Genomic DNA, 23,372 nt, shown 5'->3' with positions numbered 1-23,372 from the left:
ATGAGCGCATTTATGCGCTCATATTGCTTTCTTTCGACTTCCTAACTTTAGCTTGTAATTCTTTTTTTCTTGAATTTCAAAACTGTGGAATAATAAATAAACCTCCTGTTAGAATGATTACTTTATTGTAGTTTTTATATTGAGGGGTTGTTTTTGTTTAAGTTTTCGTTTTCTTTATTTGTACTTATTATTTTTTATAATGGAAATTCTTACGCCAGTGCGAGTACACACCATGTTCTATTAGATGAAGTTGAGATGAAATTCACTCAGTTTTTTCAAGGTGCAAAATCTCTCGTCAAGCAAGGAGAGAACTGTGATTATAGTGCTAGATTAGATCCGATTTCTAATCAGCTAGAGCTATTAAAAAACGATCCGCGTGAATTGATTGATAGACATATAAAGCAAGGCGAAAACATTGCTTATTCTCAATTTCTCGACGGGATGGAGATATGGTCTTTATATAATTTAGATGACTATAAAGATTATCATAGCTTTTTACAAACAAAGGCAGAGCTCATAGATGTTTTATCTCGTTATTACCAGAAAAAAATGGGCTATAAACGAGAGGTGGCAGCCAAAATATCAGAAGAAGCTATTAATATTGTTATCACCAGTAACTTAAATGCTTTCACGCGCGATACGATGCATAATCAGCAGTTGTATATTTTACGAAAACTCATTTTATCTAGCGGTGCACTATCTGAAATACAGCAATTTAAAGATAAAAATGCCTTGAAAGACAGTCAATCCACGTATGAAGATGATGACTCATTTATTGACGAGGAGAGTATTTTATCTATTGCGGTCGAATACCCTGAGGCACTCAAGCATTTGCTTAATATTGGTTTTGACCCAAATCACAAAAACCGGTTTAACAAAACACCACTCATGTACGCAGTACAAAAAAACCAATATCAAGCTGTTGCGCTGTTATTAGAATATGGTGCAGATGTAAATGCAAAAACCAAAAAGCTTAATTACCAAGGCTGCGGGTATTACCAAATATCTCAATATGACGTGTCTGTTTTGCATTACGCTGCACGTTTTGCATCTTTAGATATTATAGAGCTATTGGTGGAAAAAGGTGCATTAAAAACGGTAACGAATGGCGTGCAACTGCCACTGAAAGGTGTACCCTATAAAGGTCCAAATTCTGGCCGTAATATACATAATATTCCAAGCGACATACCATATGTTTGGCTAACCCATTTTAGGCCAGAGGCCAGTAATGAGATGAAAGCAGCGCTTTCTGTGAAGGATATAAAGCCAGATGGGCGGTTGGTAAAGACGTTAAGTAATTTAAAAAGACGCACAAATAACTTGATAAAAGAGGAAGGTAACTGTGGCAGCGCACACTATGTTGATTGGCGAAAAGACAGTGTTTCCAGTGCAATAAGTAAATTACCTTTTCAACTTGCCAGTACTCAAGGAGATAGTTACTCGACCGGAGGTTCTAGTTTTGAGAGTGATTATGCTTTTTTAGACATTTGGGCGCTGCAGGGAGTGAGTGAACATGCATCTTTTAATAAATATATTACGGAGGTTGAAGTCGCGATCTCAGAGGTTGCTCGTTACTACGAAAGCCGTTTTGAATTGAGCGTTGAGGATGCAAAGGAAAAAGCATCTTTAGCAGTAAAGCAAGCAGTAAGTTCAGGAGTTTATTTTAGTACATATAATCCGTATAACACATCAGAAGAAGTTGCATTACGACGAGCTATTCTACTCCGTCAGCCTATGGCTAAGATCAGAAAAATTAATATCTCAAAAGTTCAAAAGCGTAATGATAATAAGCTTAAAGAGAGTGTGTTGAATGTGGCGATAATCTACCCTGAGGCATTGCAGTATTTACTAGAATCTGGTTTTGATCCTAATTCAGCAAATATGTTTGGTAAAACTGCGCTGATGTATGCGGCTCAAAATAATAACTTAGAGGCTGTAAAAATGTTATTAGCTGCAGGTGCTGATGTTAATGCAGGCACTATAATTCCCACTGACGATTGCCTTTTTACTCTTTCCACAGACAATATGTCCGCCCTGCATTACGCCGTAAGGTATGCAAGTATAGAAGTGATCAAGCTTTTAGTAAGCGAAGGTGCGAAGAAACATCACAATGCAATTGATCGTAGCAAAGGAGCTGAACGAATTGAATATCCAATAGATTGGTTGTCGAAATTTGAGAATAATTATTTAACGAAAGCTGATAAAAACGAGCTAGTGACTCTATTAGGTTTACCGTCACCAGGTAAAGTGGCAGACATAGCTAAAAAGCTTAATTTAAAAGGTGAGCAGCTTTTCTCTAAAAAGAGCTATGATGCTGCCGCTAGTGTATTTAAAGAAGCAGTTGAGTATCAACCTTATAATGCTAGAGCGCTCAATAATTATGCATTAACCCTTATGAAGCTGGGTAAATTTAATGAAGCGTTACTCATCATACGACGTGTCATTTTTGATTTTGACACGCCAGTAAAGGAAAAGGCATCAGCTTATTTTAATATGGCGTTGGTGTGTCAAAGTGAAGGGTATACACAGGTTAGTGGTTTTAGTTTTTGCACTAGAGCACCATTAGAACTTTTTATTCAATCTTATGAGATATACCCGACTACCTATCGAGCCAAAAAGGTATTGAAAGTTTTTTCGTTACAGGCAAAAAGTGGATCTACATGTACTTTACAAGATGGAGTTTATCAAGGTTATTTTAAGAAAGCGGGTAAACTACATTTACTACATAAAGCTGACTTACCGGCTCAGTTTTCGGCTTTGGCTATACAAGAAACGCAAAGTATAAATGCAAATTTGACGTTACAAGACTCTATCTTTTTGGTTGATAACTATAAGGTTTCAACATTTATGGTTGATGTTTCAAATTCCCCGATTCAATTGAAAGCACAAGAATGCGCCAAGACGGTATTGCGATAAACAAGTGTTAATATGATTGGTTCATTGACTCGCCATTTCGCTATCTTACTTATACGAATGTGGAGACTCTATTTTCGTGTTTGCTATCGCTTTGGTAGCAATGTTGCGGCTAAAGCAACTTCGACCCGCTTAATAAGATCTAATAAGCAATATGAGCGCATTTATGCGCTCATATTGTTTTATCGTTTATTTATGTCACATCATCTAGGCGAACCTGTAAGCCCATGATGCAGATGACAGTTATATTTGTATTGTTTTTAGTTCGACACCGGATTTAGCGAGTGCTGACTCAATCGTTTGCACTGTTAATGGATCCCGGGTTTTACCGTGTTGTAACCAAGTCAACTCAGATGCAATAGAGGCTCGTTTAGTTGGCTTGTTCATTAGAGCATTAAAGTAGCTTTGTGAAAAAATACGCTGACTTGTCATGCTATTAGACATATTGAGTATACCTGGGTGGACTTGTATTGTTTCACGTTTTCCAGTCAAAGATTCAGCAATAAAGCGTGTTGTATTATTGGCAATCAAACTCACTTTGGCATAAACCGCATCAAATACGGCTTGTAATTCAATTAAATTATCTAGGTGGTCTGCGTATTGAGATACGGATCTGTCTTCGAGCAATACATTGGCGATGACGTGTTGCGGGGTAGTTAATAACCCAGCTTCATCGGTGAGTTGTCCTAAGTACAAAATGTGATCAGCGGCAGCAGCCTGAGGCAACACGTTTATAGTAGGTAATGCGTTATTTAAGTTGAGTGAATGCCACTCTTTTAGATCACGTGTATTTATATAATTGGGTAAATTATTTTTTGCCCCAAAAGCTTGTTGAGCTGCATGAAAGAATGCTGACGACGTCTCCAAGTTATGGGGGGCTGAGTAGGCAATGGTGATATCCTTGGCTTGTATACCTTGCATCGCTAAATGCTTTAAGCTGGCAAATAGCAATTTATTATCCACACTGTGAGGATAAGGAAGAGAGGCGACAGCCCCCAACACGATTAATACTTTACTGTGGTTCATATTGGGTAACTCGAGCGCATTTGCCAGAGTCGCATACTGCTCATACACTTGTGCGTGTTCTAATAACCCCGCATTTTTGAGTGTGCCAGTGGCGACAGCACCTTTTTGTGTATGTACAGTGTTATGTAAAGCCATACTCGGTGCACTGGCTGCTAAAATGCCAACACCCAAGCCGGTTGTTTTCAGAAATGAACGTCTAGAAAGACCATTCTCTTTTATATTTTGCATTTATTATTAAACCTTTTCATAGATTGCCAAGTACTCAGGAAGAACGCTATCAGGGGCTAAGGAGTGCGTGTTTTTAATACGAAAGCCAAATTTGGCGACTTCACTGTGCCATGCCTGAATAGATTGCAGTCGCGCTCTTTGCGCTTTAGCTTCTTGCCAAGACTTTCCACTTAATAAGTTGCTCCAGTCGTTAAAGACAGACACAAAATGATTATCAATAGGCTGCCTTACATCGAACAAGCGCATTGCTAAGTACCCATTATTAGGCATCGTGCTTATTAAACGTTGCATTAACGCACTAAACTCTTTTTGGGAGTAGTTATGTGGGCCGTCGTAAAGTGCTGCAAATTGGGTTTGATGCTGATTTACGATGCCTATATCATCTTGGCTTACTTCAGTTGGAGATGATATGCCCACAAAATCTGCACGTTCTAGCGGAGTGAACAGGGTGGGCACTGTTTGAGTAACAGTAAACTTTGTGCCGTTTACCTTAGGAACATGGCTGATAGGGTCGAAGTTACCACTGGGAAGACCAAAACTTACATATCCGTCAATGGGGGTTTTACTTGTTAAGTCATTTAAAAAAGTCGTCAACAGAACTTGTTGGTCTTGGTAGCGGTGCATATTTGTTAAATTCAGATTGATAGCACTTTTTGCAAGTAAATTAGCGAGCTGCTGATAAATTACACCTTCGTCATCAAACATTTCGACACAGTCAATTGCCCGGTCATGAATGTCTGAGTCGAGATAAATATGTAATTGTTTTGCCAATAACTCAATTAATTGGGTTTGGCGATATTTATTGAGATAGACAGCGCGATAGCTATTATCCTCATTCAATACGGCTCTAAGCAATGGCGATGCAGCAGCACTCAAACTGGTGACTCCTGCAAGTGCTAAACTGCTTTTTAAAAATGTGCGCCGCGACAATATCATTTTTTCATCCTTGTAATCAAAGTGGCATTTCGCCTAGTAGTACATGTTAAATACCTAAGAACTCGCGGTTTTCTGCGGGAAGGTCAGTCATAGGGATCTGTGCTGCAATCACACAGGGCTGATCAGGGCGAGCATGAGCGTATTGCAGCGCGCCAAGTAGGTCTTGGTAAGTTGTTACTCGCAGGCCAATACCGCCATTGTAAACATGTGGCATATTTTCATATTTCCATCCGTTTAACATGACATAATCTAGAGGGGGAGTACCGGGTTCGGTAAAGAATGAACCATCAATAAGAAATTGCTCAATTGCATATGAGCCATTATCAATAATGACCACAATAGCCGGTATATTATCTTGCACAAAAGAAGAAAATGCCTGAGACACCATTTGGAAACCGCCATCACCTGTAACAATTAACGGCCGCTTCTGTGTAGCGTAGTAAGCGCCAATTGCAGCAGGGGTGCCTTGACCGATAGATAACCAGATAGGGTTTGCCAAAAAGCATTGAGTGTCGGTAACGGGAATATCTGCGCCGGGGAAGCTGGCTAAGCATGTATCCAAACAAATATAGTAGGGAGATTTAACCTCATCTAAAAAATCCCCAATTGCCGCAAATATGCCATCATGGCCTAGTGTCCCTGTGTAGGAATCAGGTGCTAATTTGGCTCCCCATTTAGCGCGTCTTTCTTGATAAGACAGCCCAGCTACAGATGAAATCTCTCTGTTTTCTACAACGATTTTAGGAAGCTTATTAAGTGCCTCTAAACTCGTGCCTAAAGACAGCTTAGGCAGCACTTTACTGCCGTGCATCGCTTTGTTAAAAGCGACTCGGATTAACTTGTCTGCGAGTGATGTCACCATGTATCGGTGATCTATACCGAACAAACACCCTAAAGCAATAACACAATCAGATGACTCAACACCCCGGGTGACAGTTGATGGAGCTAGATCACTGTCATATACCCCACAAAATAATGGGTGGGATTCACTTACCAGGGACTTGGATAAGAGGGTGGTATAAAATGGAAGGTTTTGAGATTCAACAAATTGCAGTGCCTCGTCGATGAGTCCAAAGCGCACTAACTCAGCACCAAGTATCACGATTGGGCTTGTTGCTTGTTCTAATTTATCAACAACAGCAGTAATGAATGGCTTCACACCTAAGTCAAAGCGTTTAGCGCTGTAAGAGAGGGTTGGAGAGAAGTCGCCGATCGGCTTTTTCCACATATCTTGAGGGATTTCAATATAGATAGGTCCAGACTGCTCTATGGCTGTTATTAACAGGTGATCAATACGATCAGCTGCGCCTTCGACAACTCGGATCTCTTCTGCTGCGAGGGTTAATTCTTTAAATACATTGAGGTCTGTTTTTCCAAAACCTGTAGAGTGTGCAAATAAAACATCATATTGAGCTTCTAAACGCAGGTCTTTGTCTGTTGGACCACCATTGATCACTGCCAGAGGAACTCTTTCAGTTAAGGCACTGGCAACGCCATTGGCCATACTCAGAGTACCTACACCATAGGCCACAGATACGGCACCTAATGAGCCTTGCCTTCCATAACCATCTGCGGCATAGCCGGCTTCTAATTCATTGACGCTGTTAATGAATTTCATATCTGGGTCGACAACAAGGCTGTCGATAAAGTCGGAGCAAGAAGTGCCTGGTACTCCGAATACGTGATAACAACCGAGTTGTTTTAGTCTAAGAGTTATAAACTCAGCGACGGTATAAGACATGTTATTTCCTTATTATACTTTTTTATTTATATATAGAACTGTTTCAAGCGCCGATACTAAAGCGCCTTGTATCCAAGAGTGATAAACAGAGCAGTGCTCACCGGCAAAACACAAACGGTTTTCAGGTGTGGTCATAAGTGCAAAGTAATCTTGGTGATCGCGAGGGTTAAAGAAGGCGTAAGCACCAGCAGAGTGCGTATGATTACTCCAACTCCATCGGTAAACGCTCAAAATATCATCAGACTCTAAGTATGGATGAACCTTTTTAAGTTCAGTGAAAATGAGCTCTTTTAATTCATAGTTGTTGAGTGTGTCTACTCTGCGAGCATGTTGACCCCAAGTGTATGATGCCAATAAATAACTGGGTGATTGAGAGATTTCTAAATCTTTCGTTTTTGCGTTATCAGCGGGATACCATGTATGCCCCAGACCCACATCGTAAATGGTACTTCCACCATAAATGCCTTCTTTAAGTTCCCAGAAACGATTCTTTGTTCTGATCAATACTTTGGTTGCTGAGTCATAATGAACCTGGGCAAAAGCTCTGGATTTTTTGTGATCTATGGAGTTTTTGAAATCAACTTTACCAAGCACACCAAAAGGTAAAGTACAGATGGCAAAATCGGAACTGATGGTATGTTTAGATCTATCTTTTAGTTGGTAAGTAACATCTACTTTGTTGTGGTGATTTTTGACAGCAACCACTTTTGCGCCAGACTTATAGTCAATGTTATCTTTTATCTGTTCGAAGAGTTTGTTGGGTAATAAATCTGTGCCACCAACAACTTCATCAAACCCTTCATACCATACGCGTTCTAACTGCTCTCTTAAATGTTCAGTAAAGGCAGTATGCAGTAATGTTGAAACCCCATATATGGCAGATACATACTCTAATGCTTCTAAGCTTAACCCTGCTTTTTTAAAAGCATCTTTTAGGGACATTTCATCCAGTGATTTGAGTTTTTTTGTGGTGAAACTCTTATGATACAAAGACTGTTGTTCTTCATCATTTAATGATGCCAGCGTATTCGTCACTGCAAGATCCCACATATCATCAGCGGACATTTTTTGCTCTTTCTCACTGAGAGCAAAATGCGCTTTTAGACTTTCATACCCAGCTTGGCTTCGTGGTACTTTTTGACCTCTAATCATGGTGAAGGTCTTTGTGTTCTCTTGAACGAATGGTCGCAATGTTAGGCCCATTTCTTCAATATAATGGCGCGTTAAATGATGTAGGGTTGGGATCCTCATCGCACCTAATTCAGAATATAATCTGTCAGATTCTCTCAGGGTTCTAACACGTCCTCCGATATGACCTTGATCCGCTTCGAGTAACGTAATGTTGACGCCTAATCGTTTAAGCTCATAAGCACAAGTTAAGCCCGCGACTCCGGCCCCAATAATGGTAATTGAGGGAGCGTTTCGTAGATTCTTACTGGTAAGGCTTCTTACACGCTTGAGCAGTTCAAGTGGTGAAGCTGCTGTATTTAAAGCATGACTTTCCATTTACTAAATCCTTTAGCGAGTCTTTATAGTTTCAAAGCGGCGACGATGGCTTTTGACAGTTCATCTGGTTGAGTGATCATGGGGAGGTGGCCCGAATTTATCGTATAAGTATTTTTTATACCGATCGATTGGGCAATGCGCTGCTGAGATTCAAAAGAAATAATTTTGTCATTTTTGGCGTAAATATAACTTTTGCTGATCTCATTAAGTGCCGCTTTTTCTAATTGAACTTTGCCTTCACCCGTTATTGCGGGTTCATCGACAGAGTTAGTCATGACCATTTTTTGTAGTTTTGCTGACTGGGTGTCAGTAAAAGTGGATAGAAAAGCGGGTTTATCAGATATTTTCATCCAACCATTTTCATATTTAACGCCAGCAAAGTAGTTTCTTTCATCTTCCTTGCTTAATAAAGAAAATGGTTTTGCGCCATTGATAGGTGCAACGGCACTGATATAAACAATGTCATTAACTTTAATGTCATTACACAAAGTCAATGTTTTATGTGCAATGGCACCGCCTTGACTATGCACGACTAGAGAAAGGGGTTGTGGTAATTGTTGTAACTCATGACACATTGTTTGTGCAGCATATGTGATGGTAATGCTCTCAGGGCTTACAGGTTGTGATCTTCCCGGTAAATCAATGATATGAGTTGGAATATTAATTTTGGCAAAATTTTCCTGCACCAGTGACCAAGAAGAGCCTTTTAGGTGTGCGCCATGGATAAAAACCACAGAGTTGTGCTTTTCTGAACTATTATCAATTAGACTTTTGTATTGTATAGGCTTATGCTCAGTTGTATTACACCCTGCGACAATAACAGTAGAGAATAGAGCACAACAAACTTTTAGTTTCATAATGATTCCTTTTAAAAACAAGCTTTTTGTATAAAAGGTATTGTACCAAAAATAAAACCTAAAAATAACATTAAAAAAACAAGCCTGGCTTTTTGTTATCCTTTTTTTAACATTAGGTGCCGTCTTATAATGCTTAATTAAATAACGAGCGAATTGCTGGCTTTCTGGTTTTTTATGGATGATGTAATTTTTTATTCAAAATTCCTATGCGCTTTTAGTAAAAACAGACGACAACTGAAGGCTTCATATTAAAAGGGTTAAGGGGAAGGATAACCTTAATAAAGGGCCGTTATCTGTGATTTTTTAGTCTTTATTTGTGCATTACTATCCACGGTGTAACACAGTGGTTATTGCTTAAATGGATATGATTTTTTTTATGTTTTTTTTTGTAGACCAAAGATTGCTTTTAGTTAAGCTGGGCTCGTAGCTAATATTGACGGCAATTGAATGCGATCTCCTTGCATATTGGGCTAATACAAAAGGGATTATATCGATCAATATTTAACGAAAAATAGCACTGTTTTAAAGAGTGAATGTCGGTGCTTTACTGACCAATACATAAAGTAAAAGATAGTGGTTCAACATGCGTTTAGAATGCCAATGTTGGTTTTTGGTTTTTTTTGTGACTTTTTGTAATTTAATTGGGGTGTTTCGGTCTATTTCTGTAACAAGTTCAAATAAGGAATATTGAAGTGTTACAGTTTTTTATAGAGATCACGCGTAACTTTTATGTATTAACATTATTGTTGGGCTGCTTACTGTGCTTTTTATTGCTCGCGAATAAGTACAAAACCTCGGCGTGTAGTTTGCTAAGTGTGTGGGTCATATTTTTTATTTTAGAGCTGGTTCAAGTTACATTGATTGCTTTTAACATCATACACTATGAGTCTTACATTACCTTTGATCCATTTTATGGCCCAATCTTTTATTTGTATGCTCGAACGCTAGTTCAAGATACACCGCTTTCTCACAATGATGTGTTTCATTTTCTGCCCATTTCGGCATGCTACTTATTTATGCTAACGTGGCCATTTTGTTTTGGTGTTGTATGTGCTTTGGGTTACGCACTGTATACGCTCAGGTATATTAATCAACAGCCGCTAACGCAAGGTAATCGCAAAAATGTTATTTGGTTGCGCCGGCTTAGCCAGTATCAGCTGAGTGCTTGGGTTATTGTTTTTTCAGTGCTCTGTATCGATAACACGCTACCAGTCCCACTGAGTAAATGGGTGTCGCTAGCCAGTTATATCCCCATGTGTGTTGGCTTGTTTATTCTTACTTATCTTAACTTTGTAAAGCCTAGTACCGTACAAGGTGTGTTATCACGGGTTGAAGAGAATCTCAGTTCGCAAAAAAAGTTTAAGTGCTCTGAGCATGTCGATTTAGTCAAAAAGCTCACTCATGCGATGCAATCTGATAGGTTATATTTAAATCCTCAATTAAGTCTGTCTGAGCTCGCAAAGCATACAGAAATTAATACAACAGATGTTTCAACAACGCTTAACTTGTGTCTACAGATGAGCTTTTATGATTTTGTAAATCAATATCGTATTGATGAAGCTAAACGGTTGTTATGCCGAAGCCGAAGTAAAATTTTGGCAGTGGCATATGATGCAGGCTTTAATAGTAAATCTAACTTTAATCGGTTGTTTAAAGCACATACTGGTGTTACTCCGAGTGAATATCGTAAGCATAGTTGTGCCATTGAAAGTCCATCACTGTCTCATTAAACATATCAACAAAGCCATACTAAAGAGCATGGCTTTGTTGTTTTAGGATTTAATGACACTTTACTGATTAGAGAAGAAGTTCGCCCCAGCTCGATAGTCGTGCTTGCCTGTGGTACTGCGCTTTAGGCCACCAGCGACAGTGGATGTTTCACCGTTTGCTTCGTTATATCGGCCACCCAGTACGACTGCTGCACGGGCTGTGGCTTTGTTCAGTGAGCCACCAACAACAACGGCAAATTCACCAGAGGTTTCATTAAATTGGCCTCCGCTAATCGCCGACGCGCGGGCTTTTGCTGTATTGTGACGACCCCCAACAATACTGGCTAAATGCGCTTCGACATTATGAGATTCTCCGGCAGAAATACTACCCCAGCTCACGCCAGCGGCAATGGTATTCGCTGCGCCACCAAAAATGGTGCTGTAGTCACCATGTGCTTCATGGTAAGAACCTGACAGCACTGTTGAAGCAACTCCATTGACTTGATTGAAGACCCCTGCGACCACGGCAGAACGGCTTGTTACTCGGTTATTTGCGCCTGCGATAATGGCACCCGTTGACTGGTAACTATGACCATCTCCAATAACTAAGTTATGAGAGCCTGTATGAGAGTATGCAGGGGTGCCAGTGGAGCTATTAATAACGTTATAGCCAAGAATAAGGTTACCCAGCCCATTGGCTGAACTTGTGCCGTCAGAGTTTTGATGGGTTTTATTACTGCCATTGGCTAAATGCAAGTTACATCCATTGATCACAAGCGTGTTATCTACTTTGGTCATACATTGTAAGAGTGCGCGTAACGCGTGCTCGCTTTGTATCGGGTCATGGCCATGGTCATGTGAGTTAGCCATTACACTGCCAGTTGTGATGCCGAGGCCAATAAGTACTGCGATTTTATGTAGGTTGAACATAGTGTTTTCCTTAAATTTTATTTATTTCGTTGCATTACTTTTCAGAAAAGAAATAACCGGCTTGATAGTTATCTCGGCCATGAACTGCGCGTTTTAGACCGCCACCAATGGTTGATGTGAAGCCATTAGCTTGGTTCGCTTCTCCCCCTAAGATAGCACTGAGTTCGCCTGTCGCTTTATTGCTTATCCCACCAGTAATACTAGAGCTTGGCCCTGTTGTGCTGTTTAATGTGCCGCCTAAAATGACCGAGCTTTGTCCAGTTGCGATGTTCTGCTCACCTCCGAGTACCATTGAGAAGAAATTACTGGCTGTATTACGCTTACCGCCTGCAATGACGGCAAAGTTATGCAGGTCTGGCGTGTGGTTTTCTTGACCGCCTAAAATGACAGAGAAAAGCCCCTCTGCTGTATTTGATTCCCCTCCCCAAACGGCGCTGTGAAAGCCTTTTGCTGAATTAAATCGGCCTGCGACAGTAACCGATTCCGCAAGTGCGTTGTTACTATCGCCTGCGACAACTGAACCAACAGATGTGTATTGGTGAAAATCACCAACGACGAGGTTATGAGAGCCGGTTTTTTGTGCGTAAGGGCTGTCTGCTCGGTTGTAGCCTAAAATGACATTGCCTCTACTATTCGTTTCATTGTTGCCATGCAAGCCGTTGACAACTTGCACATCACAGCCTGTAACGACCAACGTGTTATGCACTCGGTCTAAGCATGAAAGAATGTCTATCAGGGCTGTTTGCTCTGCTTCTGTAAGAGCGGCATTGGCGGCCATTGAACTGGTTGACAGTGTAATAACAGCCGCTAATTTTGATAATTTAATCATGGATATTTTCCTTTAATGTGGTCAGTGACGGTGTTTAGTTTTTTGCGTTAAAATGGCCAGCTCTGAATTCTTGCCATTCGGTGGTCTGTCTGTCTGCACCACCTGCGATGGTAGACTGGAACCCATCAGCTGCATTGTTTTGCCCGCCCAGTACAACAGCAGCTTCTGCTGACGCTGAGTTAAATCGACCACCCGCAATCACCACTTGCTGCTTGGTAATAACATTGTCTTCACCGCCTAGGATATTGGCTTGCAATGCATTGACTACCTTATTGCGAACACCCCCAGAGATAGCACTGTATTGACCTCTTACCTCATTATGGTTGCCACCTAGTATCACCATATGCGCAGAGCTAAAATCAGAAATTGTATTATTATTCCCGCCAGCAATGCCGCTTAGTGCGCCTTTAACGACGTTACCTAGACCGCCTGCGATGGTGCTTCGCTGGTAATGAGCGTGATCGATTGTGCCCGACGCACCAGTGGCAAAACTTGAGTCGCTTGAAACGAAATTGTTTCTGCCAGCGATAAATGAGCCGTTACCTGTATAAGTATGGCCATGTCCTAAAATGAGGTTATGTGAACCGCTTGCCTGTGGTGATGGGGCTGATGGGGCAGTTGCACCATTGTTATACCCGATGATGAGGTTACCTGTACCGTTACCGGTATTGGTATCACCAGAGCCATTTACAATTTGCAAGTTACAGCCATGTATATGGATGGTGGCATTGGATTGCGACATACACCCTAAAATAGCATCTAATTTACCTTGCTGTTCAGGGGTTAAATGATCGGCGCTTGCATTAAGCGATGCAAAAGCAAGTCCTGCAAAAACTGTGTATTTAGTAAACTTAGTCATATCTATTATTCCTATCGTTCCTTTAGAAGGTGCTCATTAATTGTGCTTAGTTAATGAGGCCATGTTGTATCGATGTGAAAACGTATTCTCGTTGACACAGGAATAAATTTAACGAAAAGGTAAGGCTTTGACGCCCAACTAAATTAGATAAGACCCTTTAACTGAAGAGACTTTTAAGTCTGTGATTTTATTCGTTATATATTTTATTGTGGCGAGACCAACGTTGAGTAGACTTTATTTGAGACGTTTTTTGGTTTTACTGAGCAATAAATAGGGAGTGGTTTGAGTATGTAGGCCTCTTAATGTCGCGAATAAAATCATCAGCAACAAAATAGTGGGGTTGTAGGGGGGTTAAAATACTACCTCATTTTAAATACATAAAGGGCACTAGGTTTGTTAACTGTGTGTCAGACACATAAGGCAAGGCACGTAAACCAAGATCAGTGAGTGTAATTGAATCTAAGACGTTATAATGACAACACTGCATATAACGTCTTAGGGGTATTCTACAATTCGGAAGCTGAGAATACAGTGTCTGAGTTGTGCGATTTACTGCAAGTCGTAAATACTTTTGCTGCGATTGCTTTGCCAAGCGTTAAATGTTTTGGCATTGACTAACTCAGCAATTCGTTGCTTAAAAGTTGAGTAGCCTTTTGGCTCAGAAAAACGTGACATTCTAAGCGCTTGCTCATGGCGAGATGACATACCTCTTGCGGCTTTTCGAACCGCGGTATCAAAGTAACCCGATCTCTTTTTTGAACTTGTCAGGTAATTACAGACATCTCTATCATTCCATTCGTTGTAGCAAAAATCATTGCCACTGCCACCCGTACCTAAAGGATATAAGTCACCACGAACAAATAAAATGTCGCCGCCATCGCCGCCATACAAACCCGTATTTGAATGGGTTGAAATCGCGGCTAAGAAATCTTTGCTGCTGCCACCATTTAACTCACATTGACCTGCTTCACAAATAATAATGTCTTGACCACTGCCTCCCCAAGCTTTTGCTCGATTGCCCCAAGAGTAACCGCCAGAGTCAACTATCAAATCAGCACCAGAATTACCATAAAGTCGGTCGGCTTTACCATCGTTGCCAAACATCACGTCATCACCATTTCCGCCTTCAATTTTGTCGCTGCCGTCATTGCCAAAAATCACATCATCGCCATTACCTGCGTTGATGTTGTCACTGCTATCACTTGCAGCGCCGCCGTGTGCTGCACGATGTACGAGGCCATCGTGGTCAGTGGTTATTTTAGATCCCCCCGATATCCAGTCATTGCCATTGCCTGACGAAATCGAGTCACTGGCGTTACCACCGAAAATCAAATCATGACCACTGCCGGTTTGAATGGTGTCTTTACCATCTTTTCCGTAAACGGTCATATTTTTGGAGAGCGAGGATGCATATAGTTTGTCATTGCCATCAGATAAGATAACCGTAATGTCAGTTGCGCGGTCATGCAGTTCACAGTGTTGGTAGTTGGTGCTATAAGCAAAGGTATAATCACCATACTCCGCCATGTGTATAGTCACATTTGAGTCCATAGCTTCTAGCTGCCAAGTTCCACTATTTAATTGTGCATAAAAACCATAATTTTGCGTGTTACATTTGGCATACTGACTGGCTAGGTTTGTGGGTAAATCGTCAATATCAACGGTGTCTATGGTATTGGCACAGCTTTGGTATTCAACGTTTGAAATAGGGCTCGTGATATTTGTACCTGTGCCTTCTTCTGCGCAGTCAACCCCAGTGCCGCCATCAATACGGTCGTAATCGGCGTTGGAGTAAATCGAGTCATTGCCCCCGTTACCATATATATAATCTACTTTGTCACCTGTGTGTATGATGTCGTCTCCACTACCACCAATAACCAATTGATGAAAGTTGAGGTTACTGCCGTCGTAGGTTGCACCTGAGTCGGTTAGATTAACCATCACACCAGAATATGCATCAGCCTCAATCACTTCACATTGATTATCGTAATATAAAATAACTTGTTGTGCGCTACCTTCGGCTGTCAGTGAGAGACTGCTATCCTGTGGGGTAACTGATAAATAAGTCATATGTGGGTTGTAACTGGTGTTGGTTGCAAGCGTTATGTTACTGCCTAAACCTGTGCAGTTTGAGGGAGCGTACCCAGCACAGCTTGTTGCTTCTACTGTAGTAATGGCACTTTGTATTTGGCCTTGATTACCTTGCTCTACGCAGTCAGCACCTGCGCCACCATCAACTCTCTCGTAATCATCACTGGTAAATATCTGGTCATTTCCGCCTTGACCATAAACATAGTCCGTTGCTTTTCCGGTCATAATTATATCATTACCATCGCCACCATAAACAAGCTGGTGGAAAGACAGACTTGATCCATCGTAGCTTTCGCCACTGTCGAGTAAGTTAACTTGAACACCATTAACATTCGCGCCATTGAATATTTCACAGCTACCATTATACATCGCGATGATAGAAGTTTGTACACCCTGAATTTTGAGCGCTTGCCCCGCTAACTTAGGGCTGAAAGACAAATACTTCATATGTTGATTTGAGTGTGTTTCTTCAATTGTCATGGCACTTCTATCAATACCGCCAGGGCATAAATTCCAAGACATGGCATGAGAGTATGTGGTGTTTAATGCCATTGCACAGAGCGATACCACGAGTAGTTTTTTATATATCATATAGTTGTTTGAAGTCTTGAATTAATGAGCTGAGAAGATAAGGGGGAACTATGAAAATAATATGGAGCACTCTGAATATTATGGGAAAATGCCAACTAGATACTAAAAATAATATGCAATCGTAGTCGTTGTTATTTTCTTAAACAAAGCGTCTTACCGCTATCCAGGAAGTAACGGTAAGACGACGACTTATTACGTTTACAAACTATCGCTGTATTCTTTTACTAAGAAATCGGTATAGGCAATATCACCACGGTAACGGGATAGATGTGTGGTGTCTCTGAACATATCTGGGGTGACCTCTTTAATGTCTTGATGGCTTTTTATCGTAATCCCAGTAGCGTGTTCTATTTGCTGAATGGCTTGCGATAATCGTAATTTTCCTGCTGCTGAATAAGTAATATAGCGGCTATTTTTTGGTAGCATCACCACTTCAACAGTGTCTGAAAAGCGCTGGAAGTTTTTCACAATGTTGATAAAGCTTGTAATTAAGTGTGGCTCAAAATGCATATCTTCAATGTCGGTGGTGCGAATACGACTGAGGCGGTCATTTTTCATCTGAGCGTCAGTTTGTGTAACAGCGTAATACTTATCAAATACTTCAAGGGTATGTGCAGAACGCTCCTCAGGAATTGTGCCCGCGCCTTGCCAAGGGTAATACCACTCTTCATCTTGGTAATTAGGGTATTCTTTCTTAAATAATGTCCTTAATTCACGACCTAATTTGCGACGCTCAGCGCTCACCTGCAAAGGGTCTTTAAATACATTCCGTTTGTATGGTGGGAATATTTCTCGTGCATAGTAGCTAGTGATCATTTCAGCAGAGACATGGTTACGAAGATACTTGATATTGTATAAGTGTACCCCCTGCTTTAAGTCCTCACGTAATATTTGCCATAATTCGGCATTGTTTGCCAACATTGTAATGTAAGAGTCAACAGTAAATTGCGCGCGCTCCCATCGAGTTGTGGTGGTTTGAAAGGGGTTAAACTCAATGAGTGCCAGTTTTAATTGCCTATTTTCATTGATAAACTGCTCCGCAATACGCCTTGAAAGTAAATCTTGGTAATAGGGGTTTAAGCCGCCAAAACCAAAATTAAAAGACGTGATGTTTTTCCCCATACTTTGTAAATCGCGGTCAAATTTTCGGGGCGAGAAGCCAGCCCTTACCATAGAGGAGCCATAGAACATAACAAGGTCATTGGGTTCGGCAATAATGTTTGGAAGGGCTACTTTTGCTTGTAAGACACGCCCTAAAATACCTTGTTGATTTGCGCCGTTAGCATCCAATAAAACGCGTACTAACCCCATAGCTGTTACCATAACTAACGTTATAGCTAAGGTGATTTTTATAAAAACACGTCGGCTTTGTTTAGGTGCACCGGTGTTTGAGTTATCTCGATCAGAATTGGAAGTAGATAAATTCATTACTCGGTTCTCCTATTAATAAACACAGGGCTTGGCCTACGATGATAACAAGCCAAAATAGCCCGTTTTTACTCTCTAATTTGTCAGCTGATTTAATAACATAGTGGTCCATAACATGAACCAGTAAAACCCATACGGTGGTTAGTGCGAAAATAAGCCATGCATGTGCGCCAAGTTCCGTAGCACTGCCGATGGTGTGCAAGTTACCAATAATGGTGATGGCACTGTGCATATCAGATGCTCTAAAAAATACCCAACCAAGTAATATTAAGTAAAAGGTGATAGCCCATTTAATAAATTTAATGGCTAATAGGTTACTGTGATTGAAGCGCCTAAAAAATGTTAGATTTGCCAAGTAATGGGTTAAGGTAATAATTGCGCCATGAAATGCGCCCCATGCTACAAAAGTCCAGGCTGCTCCATGCCATAAACCACCAAGCAACATGGTGATAAATACATTGCGAGTGCGTTGGTTATGTCGGTTACCACCGAGGGAAATATATAAATAATCTTTAAGCCAGCTTGATAAAGAAATATGCCAGCGTCGCCAAAAATCAACAGGTGATAGGGCAAAGTAAGGCACTCTAAAATTAAGGGGAATGTTAAAACCGAGTAAGATGGCAAGGCCTATGGCCATATCGGTATAGCCTGAAAAGTCACCATAAATCTGCCCAGCAAAGGCAAGTACACCGGTCCACATCTCTAGCGTACTTAAAGATTCCTGAGCAGCAAATGCTTTATCGGCGGGGATGGCGAGAATGTCAGCACCGGTTTTTTTAATTAATCCAACGGTGATGAGTAAAAAGCCATGCTTTGCTTCAAACCATGTGGGTAAAGAAATTTTATGCATTTGTGGCAAGATATGCTTAGCTCTGAGGATCGGGCCAGCAACAAGCTGTGGAAAAAATGATAACGCAGCGATGAACTCAACTAAGCCTTTACGTGGTTTTAAGTCGCCTCGATATACATCAATGGTGTAACTTAAGCTTTGGAAAGTATAGAAAGAAATACCCACTGGCAATACCCATGATAGGGTTTCAAGTGATGCGTTATAGCCAATATGAGATAGAAGGGCGGCGACGGATCCTATGGCAAAGTCGGCATATTTAAATACCGCTAAAATACCCAGATTAATGGTTACTGAAAGCATTAACCAGCGCTTTTTGTTTTTCTTATCAAGCGAATTAGCCATTGCTTGAGCGATGAAGTAGTCGGCAATACCGCTGCCCACAAGTAAAGGGATAAAGCTATAATTCCAAGCGCCGTAAAAAAGTAAACTACTAATTAGAAGGCAGTAAAGTTTGGGCGTTTGCTTCAAAAACACAAAGCCATAAAATAAAATGAAAATACAAAAAAACCAGAAAAAGAGTGGAGTGTTAAAAATCATACAGGCCTCCATTTTGTTGCATCTGGTTAAGACTATTTGAGAGGAAATACATACGAGTCTCTTTTTTTAGAGACGAGTCTGCTGAACCCAAGCATAAGTTAGGAAAAGAATTCTCGTCTTTAGATTTAATTGGGTGCTAAGTCAGCTCAGTATTTGAGTGACATACTGGGTATATGCTAGTGGTAAAATAACGTCTCTCGTTATTGAATAGCACCTTGGTCAATCAGGTAATCGGTGATTTGTTGGTTGCGAGACATATTCAATGGGCTACGAATTTTGTTACCGTCTGATACACCTGTTTTAACCGATAAGTTCACATCAGCACCTTGGCTCACAAGTAAGCGTGTCATGTCAAAAAAGCCTCTTCGCGTGGCATTAATTAACGGCGTTTCATCGCGTCGTACGATGGCATTGATATTTGCACCGTTATCAATTAATAACTGCGCAAGGTGAAGGTTGTTAGTCATCGCTGCATTAATGAGGGGATTGCCATCACCATTAGATGATTGATTAACATTGGCACCTAAATCAATCAATGCTTGCACCATCGCTTTGTTGTTTTGCTTTACGGCAATAATGAGTGCCGTCCCGTCACCAACAGCAGGAGTGTTAATATCAATGCCTTGGTTTTGTAGGTATTGAATTTGGGTAATGTCATTACGCATAACTGCGGCGATTAATTGCTCACCTTCACTGGGGGGCAGTAATGAATAATGCAATGCGTTTTGTCGTGTGTCATTAATGCTCACTTGCGGGACAAATGCTTGTGATACCTTGATAGTTGATGCTGATACAACAAAGCAAACAGTTAGAATACTGAGGATGTTAGGCATCCTCATAGACTTACTTTGAAGTACCGCATTAACTCGTTTGTTGAGTTCTTTTTTCTGACTAAATAATCCCATAGCTAAGATACTCCTGTTTTGGGTTATCATTAATTTTGCGCAATCAATCAGGGATTGTGCATATTGTTTATTGTTATTAAGTTGTTTTACTGCGCGTAAATCACACGCTAATTCTCGGTCAATGTGAATACGTTTATTTAGTATGCGAATGACGGGGCTCCACCAAAAAACGATGGCGATAAATTCTTGAAGGTGGTTAAACCATATGTCGTTACGTTGAATATGTGCAAGCTCATGTAAGATGATGGGGCTGAGCTGCTCAGCTGATAATTGAGTCACAATATTTTTAGGAATAATGATTTTTGGCTTTATTAGGCCCACAACCATAGGTGAAGTTGCTTGCTCTGAGCTGCAGAGTTCAACTCGTGTGTTGTGGATTAACTCACACACGCGAGCGTGTTCTATGCTTTTACATGTTTTGATCAGTCGACGAGTACGTATAAAAGCGCTTAATACCGAAATGCTGCGCCATATACATCCTGCCAGCCACATGTAAATTAACAGCGTTAGTATTGTACTGAATTGAAAAACAATTTTACTGGGTATATGCCACGGTGAGGACATGGTGCTTGTTGATGTAGCTGCGTCGTTATTGAGTAAATTAGTGACTGGGCTGGTATTTGCATTTATGGAGGTTGGTTCATTGATAACTTTGTTGTTAGCTGATGAGCTGTTAGATAGTAAAGTAATAGGCACAATTGTAGCGGTGATAAATGCGCTCATTAAGACCCAACTGCGCATTTCTGCGCTAGAGCGCAGCACTTTGTTCAGCACGAACAGTATACTGATTAATAGGCTACCAATAACGATATGATGTAATGCTAATGTAGTTAATAGGGTGTACTGCGCTATCATCTGAAAGTCCTTTATTTAGCTCTATATTTAATGCAAAACTGATTAATCATCGGCACGATCTATTCGTTTTTGCAATTCAGCCAAATCATCTAATTCAATGTCAGTTTCCTGAATTAAGTGCTGAGCGAGTACTTCAGGCGAGCCACCAAAGAACTTGTTCAACAAGGATGTAAGAGCGCCTTTTCGAGCTTCTTTTTGAGATATCTTAGGCGTGTAAATAAAGGCTTTTCCCTCTTTACGAAAGTCGACATAGCCTTTATCTGCTAAAATTTTACACATTGTTTGCACGGTCGTGTAAGCCGTGGCTTTTTCTTCACTGAGTATCTCTGCAATTTCACGTACTGAGGCGTGCTCCTTTTGCCAGAGTACCTCCATGATGCTTTGCTCACTGTCGGTGAGTTGAGTCGATTTTTTACGGGCCATATTTTTCCTACTAATTAATTAGTTTTAAATACTATAGCGACAGTTCAAAAGTTTATCAACTAATTAATTAGTTTTTACTTTGAGAGGAAAAGTATGAGGGGAGTGAAGACTCTTTTAGCAAGCTGTTTAATAAATGCTCAGGGAAGGCGAGTTCAAAGGTGACCGAGGTACAATAAACTCATACTGTTTAAGTCAGTATGAGTTCATGAAAGTGGTGTTTACGCGATTGATCAAAAGGCTGCTAAGAAAGCCAAACTTACAACGGTCTTATTTTCTGCGCTTACGGCTCGATGTGATATTTGAGCGGCTCTTACGGCCAGAAGATTTTCCATTGCGGCGAGGCGCAGGGTCTGCTTCGAAATTACCATATTCATCATCGTCATATTTAGCGACCGTGGCTTTTTTAGTGGGTGTAAACCCAGGAATAACTTCTTGGCTAAATGTTCGGTTAATCATACGTTCAATGGCGAGTAGTTGTTTTGCTTCACTGGTACTTACTAATGAAATCGCAAGCCCTTTGGTACCTGCACGGCCGGTACGACCAATACGATGCACATAATCTTCAGCAATATCAGGAAGGTCGTAGTTTATGACACAAGGAAGTTGGTCAATATCAATGCCTCGTGAGGCGATATCGGTCGCAACTAGGACTTTAATTTTATCGCTTTTAAACCCTTCTAATGCATGAGTTCGAGCATGCTGCGTTCGATTGGCGTGAATAGATGCGGCGGGAATGTTTGCACGCTCTAATTGTGATACCAGCTCATCAGCGCCTTTTTTGGTACGACTAAATACTAAGATTTGACGCCAGTTGTTCGTTTTTATTAGGTGGACCAGCATTTCACTTTTACGTGCTTTATCGACCGAGTATACCTTCTGCCTGATTGTATCGACGGTACTGTTTACGGCAGTGACTTCAACGAGTTGGGGATTACTTAACATGCCACTTGCCAGTGTTTTAATTTCTTCAGAAAAGGTGGCAGAAAACATCAAAGTTTGGCGTTTTTTTGGCAATAAAGATGCAATATGCGTAATGTCTTCGATGAACCCTAAGTCGAGCATACGATCGGCTTCATCCAATACCAACACTTCCAGTTGTGCAAAATTAATGGCGTTTTGGTTGTATAAATCAATCAGTCGACCAGGTGTGGCAACAAGAATATCTAACCCCGTTTGCAGTGCTGCAATTTGTGGCTCAATTCTCACGCCACCAAATACCGCTGCAGAGCTTAAATTTATATGGCTGCTGTAATTTTCAACACTTTCGGCAACTTGGGCTGCAAGTTCTCGGGTTGGGGCAATGATCAATGCGCGGACGTGATTTGCTTGTGCTTGGGAGCCACCAGATAAGCGTTGTATGACGGGCAATGTGAACCCCGCAGTTTTACCTGTGCCCGTTTGTGCTACTGCCATAACGTCATTTAAATCAAGTATTGCTGGGATTGCCTTTTGCTGTATTCGTGATGGTGTTGTGTAGCCTTGTTCAGAAATAGCTTTGAGCAATGCGGTACATAGGCCTAAAGAACTAAATGACATAGCGATAAATTCCTTGAACTGAGTAAGGGATCAGTTGGTTAGTAGAGTAACAGTGTATACAAGAAGCAAAGTGGGTATAGGGTTTCATCAAAACAAACCTAAGACAACACTTTGATATTTTAACTACGCGAAGTGGCTTAATGTGAGGTGAAAACCATGTGTGAACAGCACAGAACTTGCAACGAAATATTAGCCTTATGATAGCGGAACAGTCGGTGTACCAACAGCCATTTCTCACTAATAGAGTACTTAGCGATTCTGCTTCAAAATCACTCTTTGAATTAGGCCAGCTGTTTATTTTTACATAACAGCTTACTACTTGCGGATAGTTAGCATTGACCCCGGTATGTATTTCCCTTGAAAATCGTGAATGTATGCAGGTTTTTGTTTGCCTAACTACCTAAATTTCATCGTTTTTTAAGATACGAGTGGCCTTGTTGATCAAATAGCTAACTCCTAATCAACTTCTCAGTTTTAACTCTGTTGCTGATATTTGGGCATACCTAGCCCAGTCATTTTATTTATTGCCTTCACTTTAATCATCGTTTCAGTATGCTGACTATTGAATTGACGACTTTTTAGCTTATCACCCATTAATTGTTTAAAACGATACATCGCTGTC

General features: G+C 40.8%; 16 protein-coding genes and 1 pseudogene. 2 read left to right on the top strand and 15 right to left on the bottom strand.

What is annotated here, in order from left to right:
• Nucleotides 1–153: 153 nt before the first annotated feature.
• Complete coding sequence (locus BGP78_RS14305; protein WP_119862009.1) at nucleotides 154–2,916, top strand: ankyrin repeat domain-containing protein; 2,763 nt, start codon at nucleotides 154–156, stop codon at nucleotides 2,914–2,916.
• A 240-nt stretch (nucleotides 2,917–3,156) separates the two neighbouring features.
• Here BGP78_RS14305 and BGP78_RS14300 read toward each other — a convergent pair whose 3' ends face one another.
• From BGP78_RS14300 to BGP78_RS14280, 5 genes are read right to left on the bottom strand one after another with little or no spacing between them, the layout of a single operon-like run.
• Nucleotides 3,157–4,167: a twin-arginine translocation signal domain-containing protein gene (locus BGP78_RS14300; RefSeq protein ID WP_119862008.1), complete on the bottom strand. Its 1,011-nt coding sequence runs from the start codon at nucleotides 4,165–4,167 to the stop codon at nucleotides 3,157–3,159.
• Nucleotides 4,168–4,173: 6 nt separating this feature from the next.
• Nucleotides 4,174–5,103: a twin-arginine translocation signal domain-containing protein gene (locus tag BGP78_RS14295; RefSeq protein ID WP_119862007.1), complete on the bottom strand. Its 930-nt coding sequence runs from the start codon at nucleotides 5,101–5,103 to the stop codon at nucleotides 4,174–4,176.
• A gap of 46 nt (nucleotides 5,104–5,149) precedes the next feature.
• Nucleotides 5,150–6,844 (bottom strand): thiamine pyrophosphate-binding protein, encoded by a 1,695-nt coding sequence (locus tag BGP78_RS14290; RefSeq protein WP_119862006.1) that lies wholly within the window; start codon nucleotides 6,842–6,844, stop codon nucleotides 5,150–5,152.
• Nucleotides 6,845–6,856: 12 nt separating this feature from the next.
• On the bottom strand, nucleotides 6,857–8,350 hold the full coding sequence (locus tag BGP78_RS14285) for an FAD-dependent oxidoreductase (protein ID WP_119862005.1): 1,494 nt from the start codon (nucleotides 8,348–8,350) through the stop codon (nucleotides 6,857–6,859).
• Between the two features lie 23 nt (nucleotides 8,351–8,373).
• Nucleotides 8,374–9,207: an alpha/beta hydrolase gene (locus BGP78_RS14280; protein WP_119862004.1), complete on the bottom strand. Its 834-nt coding sequence runs from the start codon at nucleotides 9,205–9,207 to the stop codon at nucleotides 8,374–8,376.
• 692 nt (nucleotides 9,208–9,899) lie between these two features.
• Between BGP78_RS14280 and BGP78_RS14275 the strand changes: the two genes are divergently transcribed.
• Entirely contained in the window at nucleotides 9,900–10,937 is a 1,038-nt protein-coding gene (locus BGP78_RS14275; protein ID WP_119862003.1) for an AraC family transcriptional regulator, read from the top strand.
• Nucleotides 10,938–10,997: 60 nt separating this feature from the next.
• Here the strand turns inward: BGP78_RS14275 and BGP78_RS14270 are convergent, their stop codons facing one another.
• The 10 genes and pseudogenes from BGP78_RS14270 to BGP78_RS22940 form a co-directional block, all read right to left on the bottom strand.
• The gene (locus BGP78_RS14270) at nucleotides 10,998–11,846 is read right to left on the bottom strand and encodes a hypothetical protein (protein WP_119862002.1); all 849 of its coding nucleotides are present in this window, start codon (nucleotides 11,844–11,846) and stop codon (nucleotides 10,998–11,000) included.
• Nucleotides 11,847–11,880: 34 nt separating this feature from the next.
• On the bottom strand, nucleotides 11,881–12,675 hold the full coding sequence (locus tag BGP78_RS14265) for a hypothetical protein (protein ID WP_119862001.1): 795 nt from the start codon (nucleotides 12,673–12,675) through the stop codon (nucleotides 11,881–11,883).
• Between the two features lie 34 nt (nucleotides 12,676–12,709).
• The gene (locus tag BGP78_RS14260; RefSeq protein ID WP_119862000.1) at nucleotides 12,710–13,534 is read right to left on the bottom strand and encodes a hypothetical protein; all 825 of its coding nucleotides are present in this window, start codon (nucleotides 13,532–13,534) and stop codon (nucleotides 12,710–12,712) included.
• 549 nt (nucleotides 13,535–14,083) lie between these two features.
• On the bottom strand, nucleotides 14,084–16,216 hold the full coding sequence (locus BGP78_RS14255; protein ID WP_119861999.1) for a calcium-binding protein: 2,133 nt from the start codon (nucleotides 16,214–16,216) through the stop codon (nucleotides 14,084–14,086).
• A 198-nt stretch (nucleotides 16,217–16,414) separates the two neighbouring features.
• Complete coding sequence (locus BGP78_RS14250; RefSeq protein ID WP_119861998.1) at nucleotides 16,415–17,644, bottom strand: hypothetical protein; 1,230 nt, start codon at nucleotides 17,642–17,644, stop codon at nucleotides 16,415–16,417.
• Complete coding sequence (locus BGP78_RS14245) at nucleotides 17,619–19,031, bottom strand: MBOAT family protein (RefSeq protein WP_119861997.1); 1,413 nt, start codon at nucleotides 19,029–19,031, stop codon at nucleotides 17,619–17,621. The genes BGP78_RS14250 and BGP78_RS14245 overlap by 26 nt, the downstream gene beginning before the upstream one ends.
• A 200-nt stretch (nucleotides 19,032–19,231) precedes the next feature.
• Nucleotides 19,232–20,791, bottom strand: a complete 1,560-nt coding sequence (locus BGP78_RS14240; RefSeq protein WP_119861996.1) for a M56 family metallopeptidase — start codon at nucleotides 20,789–20,791, stop codon at nucleotides 19,232–19,234.
• 42 nt (nucleotides 20,792–20,833) lie between these two features.
• On the bottom strand, nucleotides 20,834–21,214 hold the full coding sequence (locus tag BGP78_RS14235; protein WP_119861995.1) for a BlaI/MecI/CopY family transcriptional regulator: 381 nt from the start codon (nucleotides 21,212–21,214) through the stop codon (nucleotides 20,834–20,836).
• A gap of 267 nt (nucleotides 21,215–21,481) precedes the next feature.
• On the bottom strand, nucleotides 21,482–22,750 hold the full coding sequence (locus tag BGP78_RS14230; protein WP_119861994.1) for a DEAD/DEAH box helicase: 1,269 nt from the start codon (nucleotides 22,748–22,750) through the stop codon (nucleotides 21,482–21,484).
• A gap of 474 nt (nucleotides 22,751–23,224) precedes the next feature.
• Nucleotides 23,225–23,372 (bottom strand): annotated as a pseudogene (locus tag BGP78_RS22940) (IS5/IS1182 family transposase); the annotation flags it as partial.

Origin of the sequence: Pseudoalteromonas sp. MSK9-3 (assembly GCF_003590335.1) — a bacterium.
GTDB lineage: Bacteria > Pseudomonadota > Gammaproteobacteria > Enterobacterales > Alteromonadaceae > Pseudoalteromonas.
Note: the sequence above shows the minus strand (reverse complement) of the source record. Positions and strands in the feature narration are given on the sequence as shown.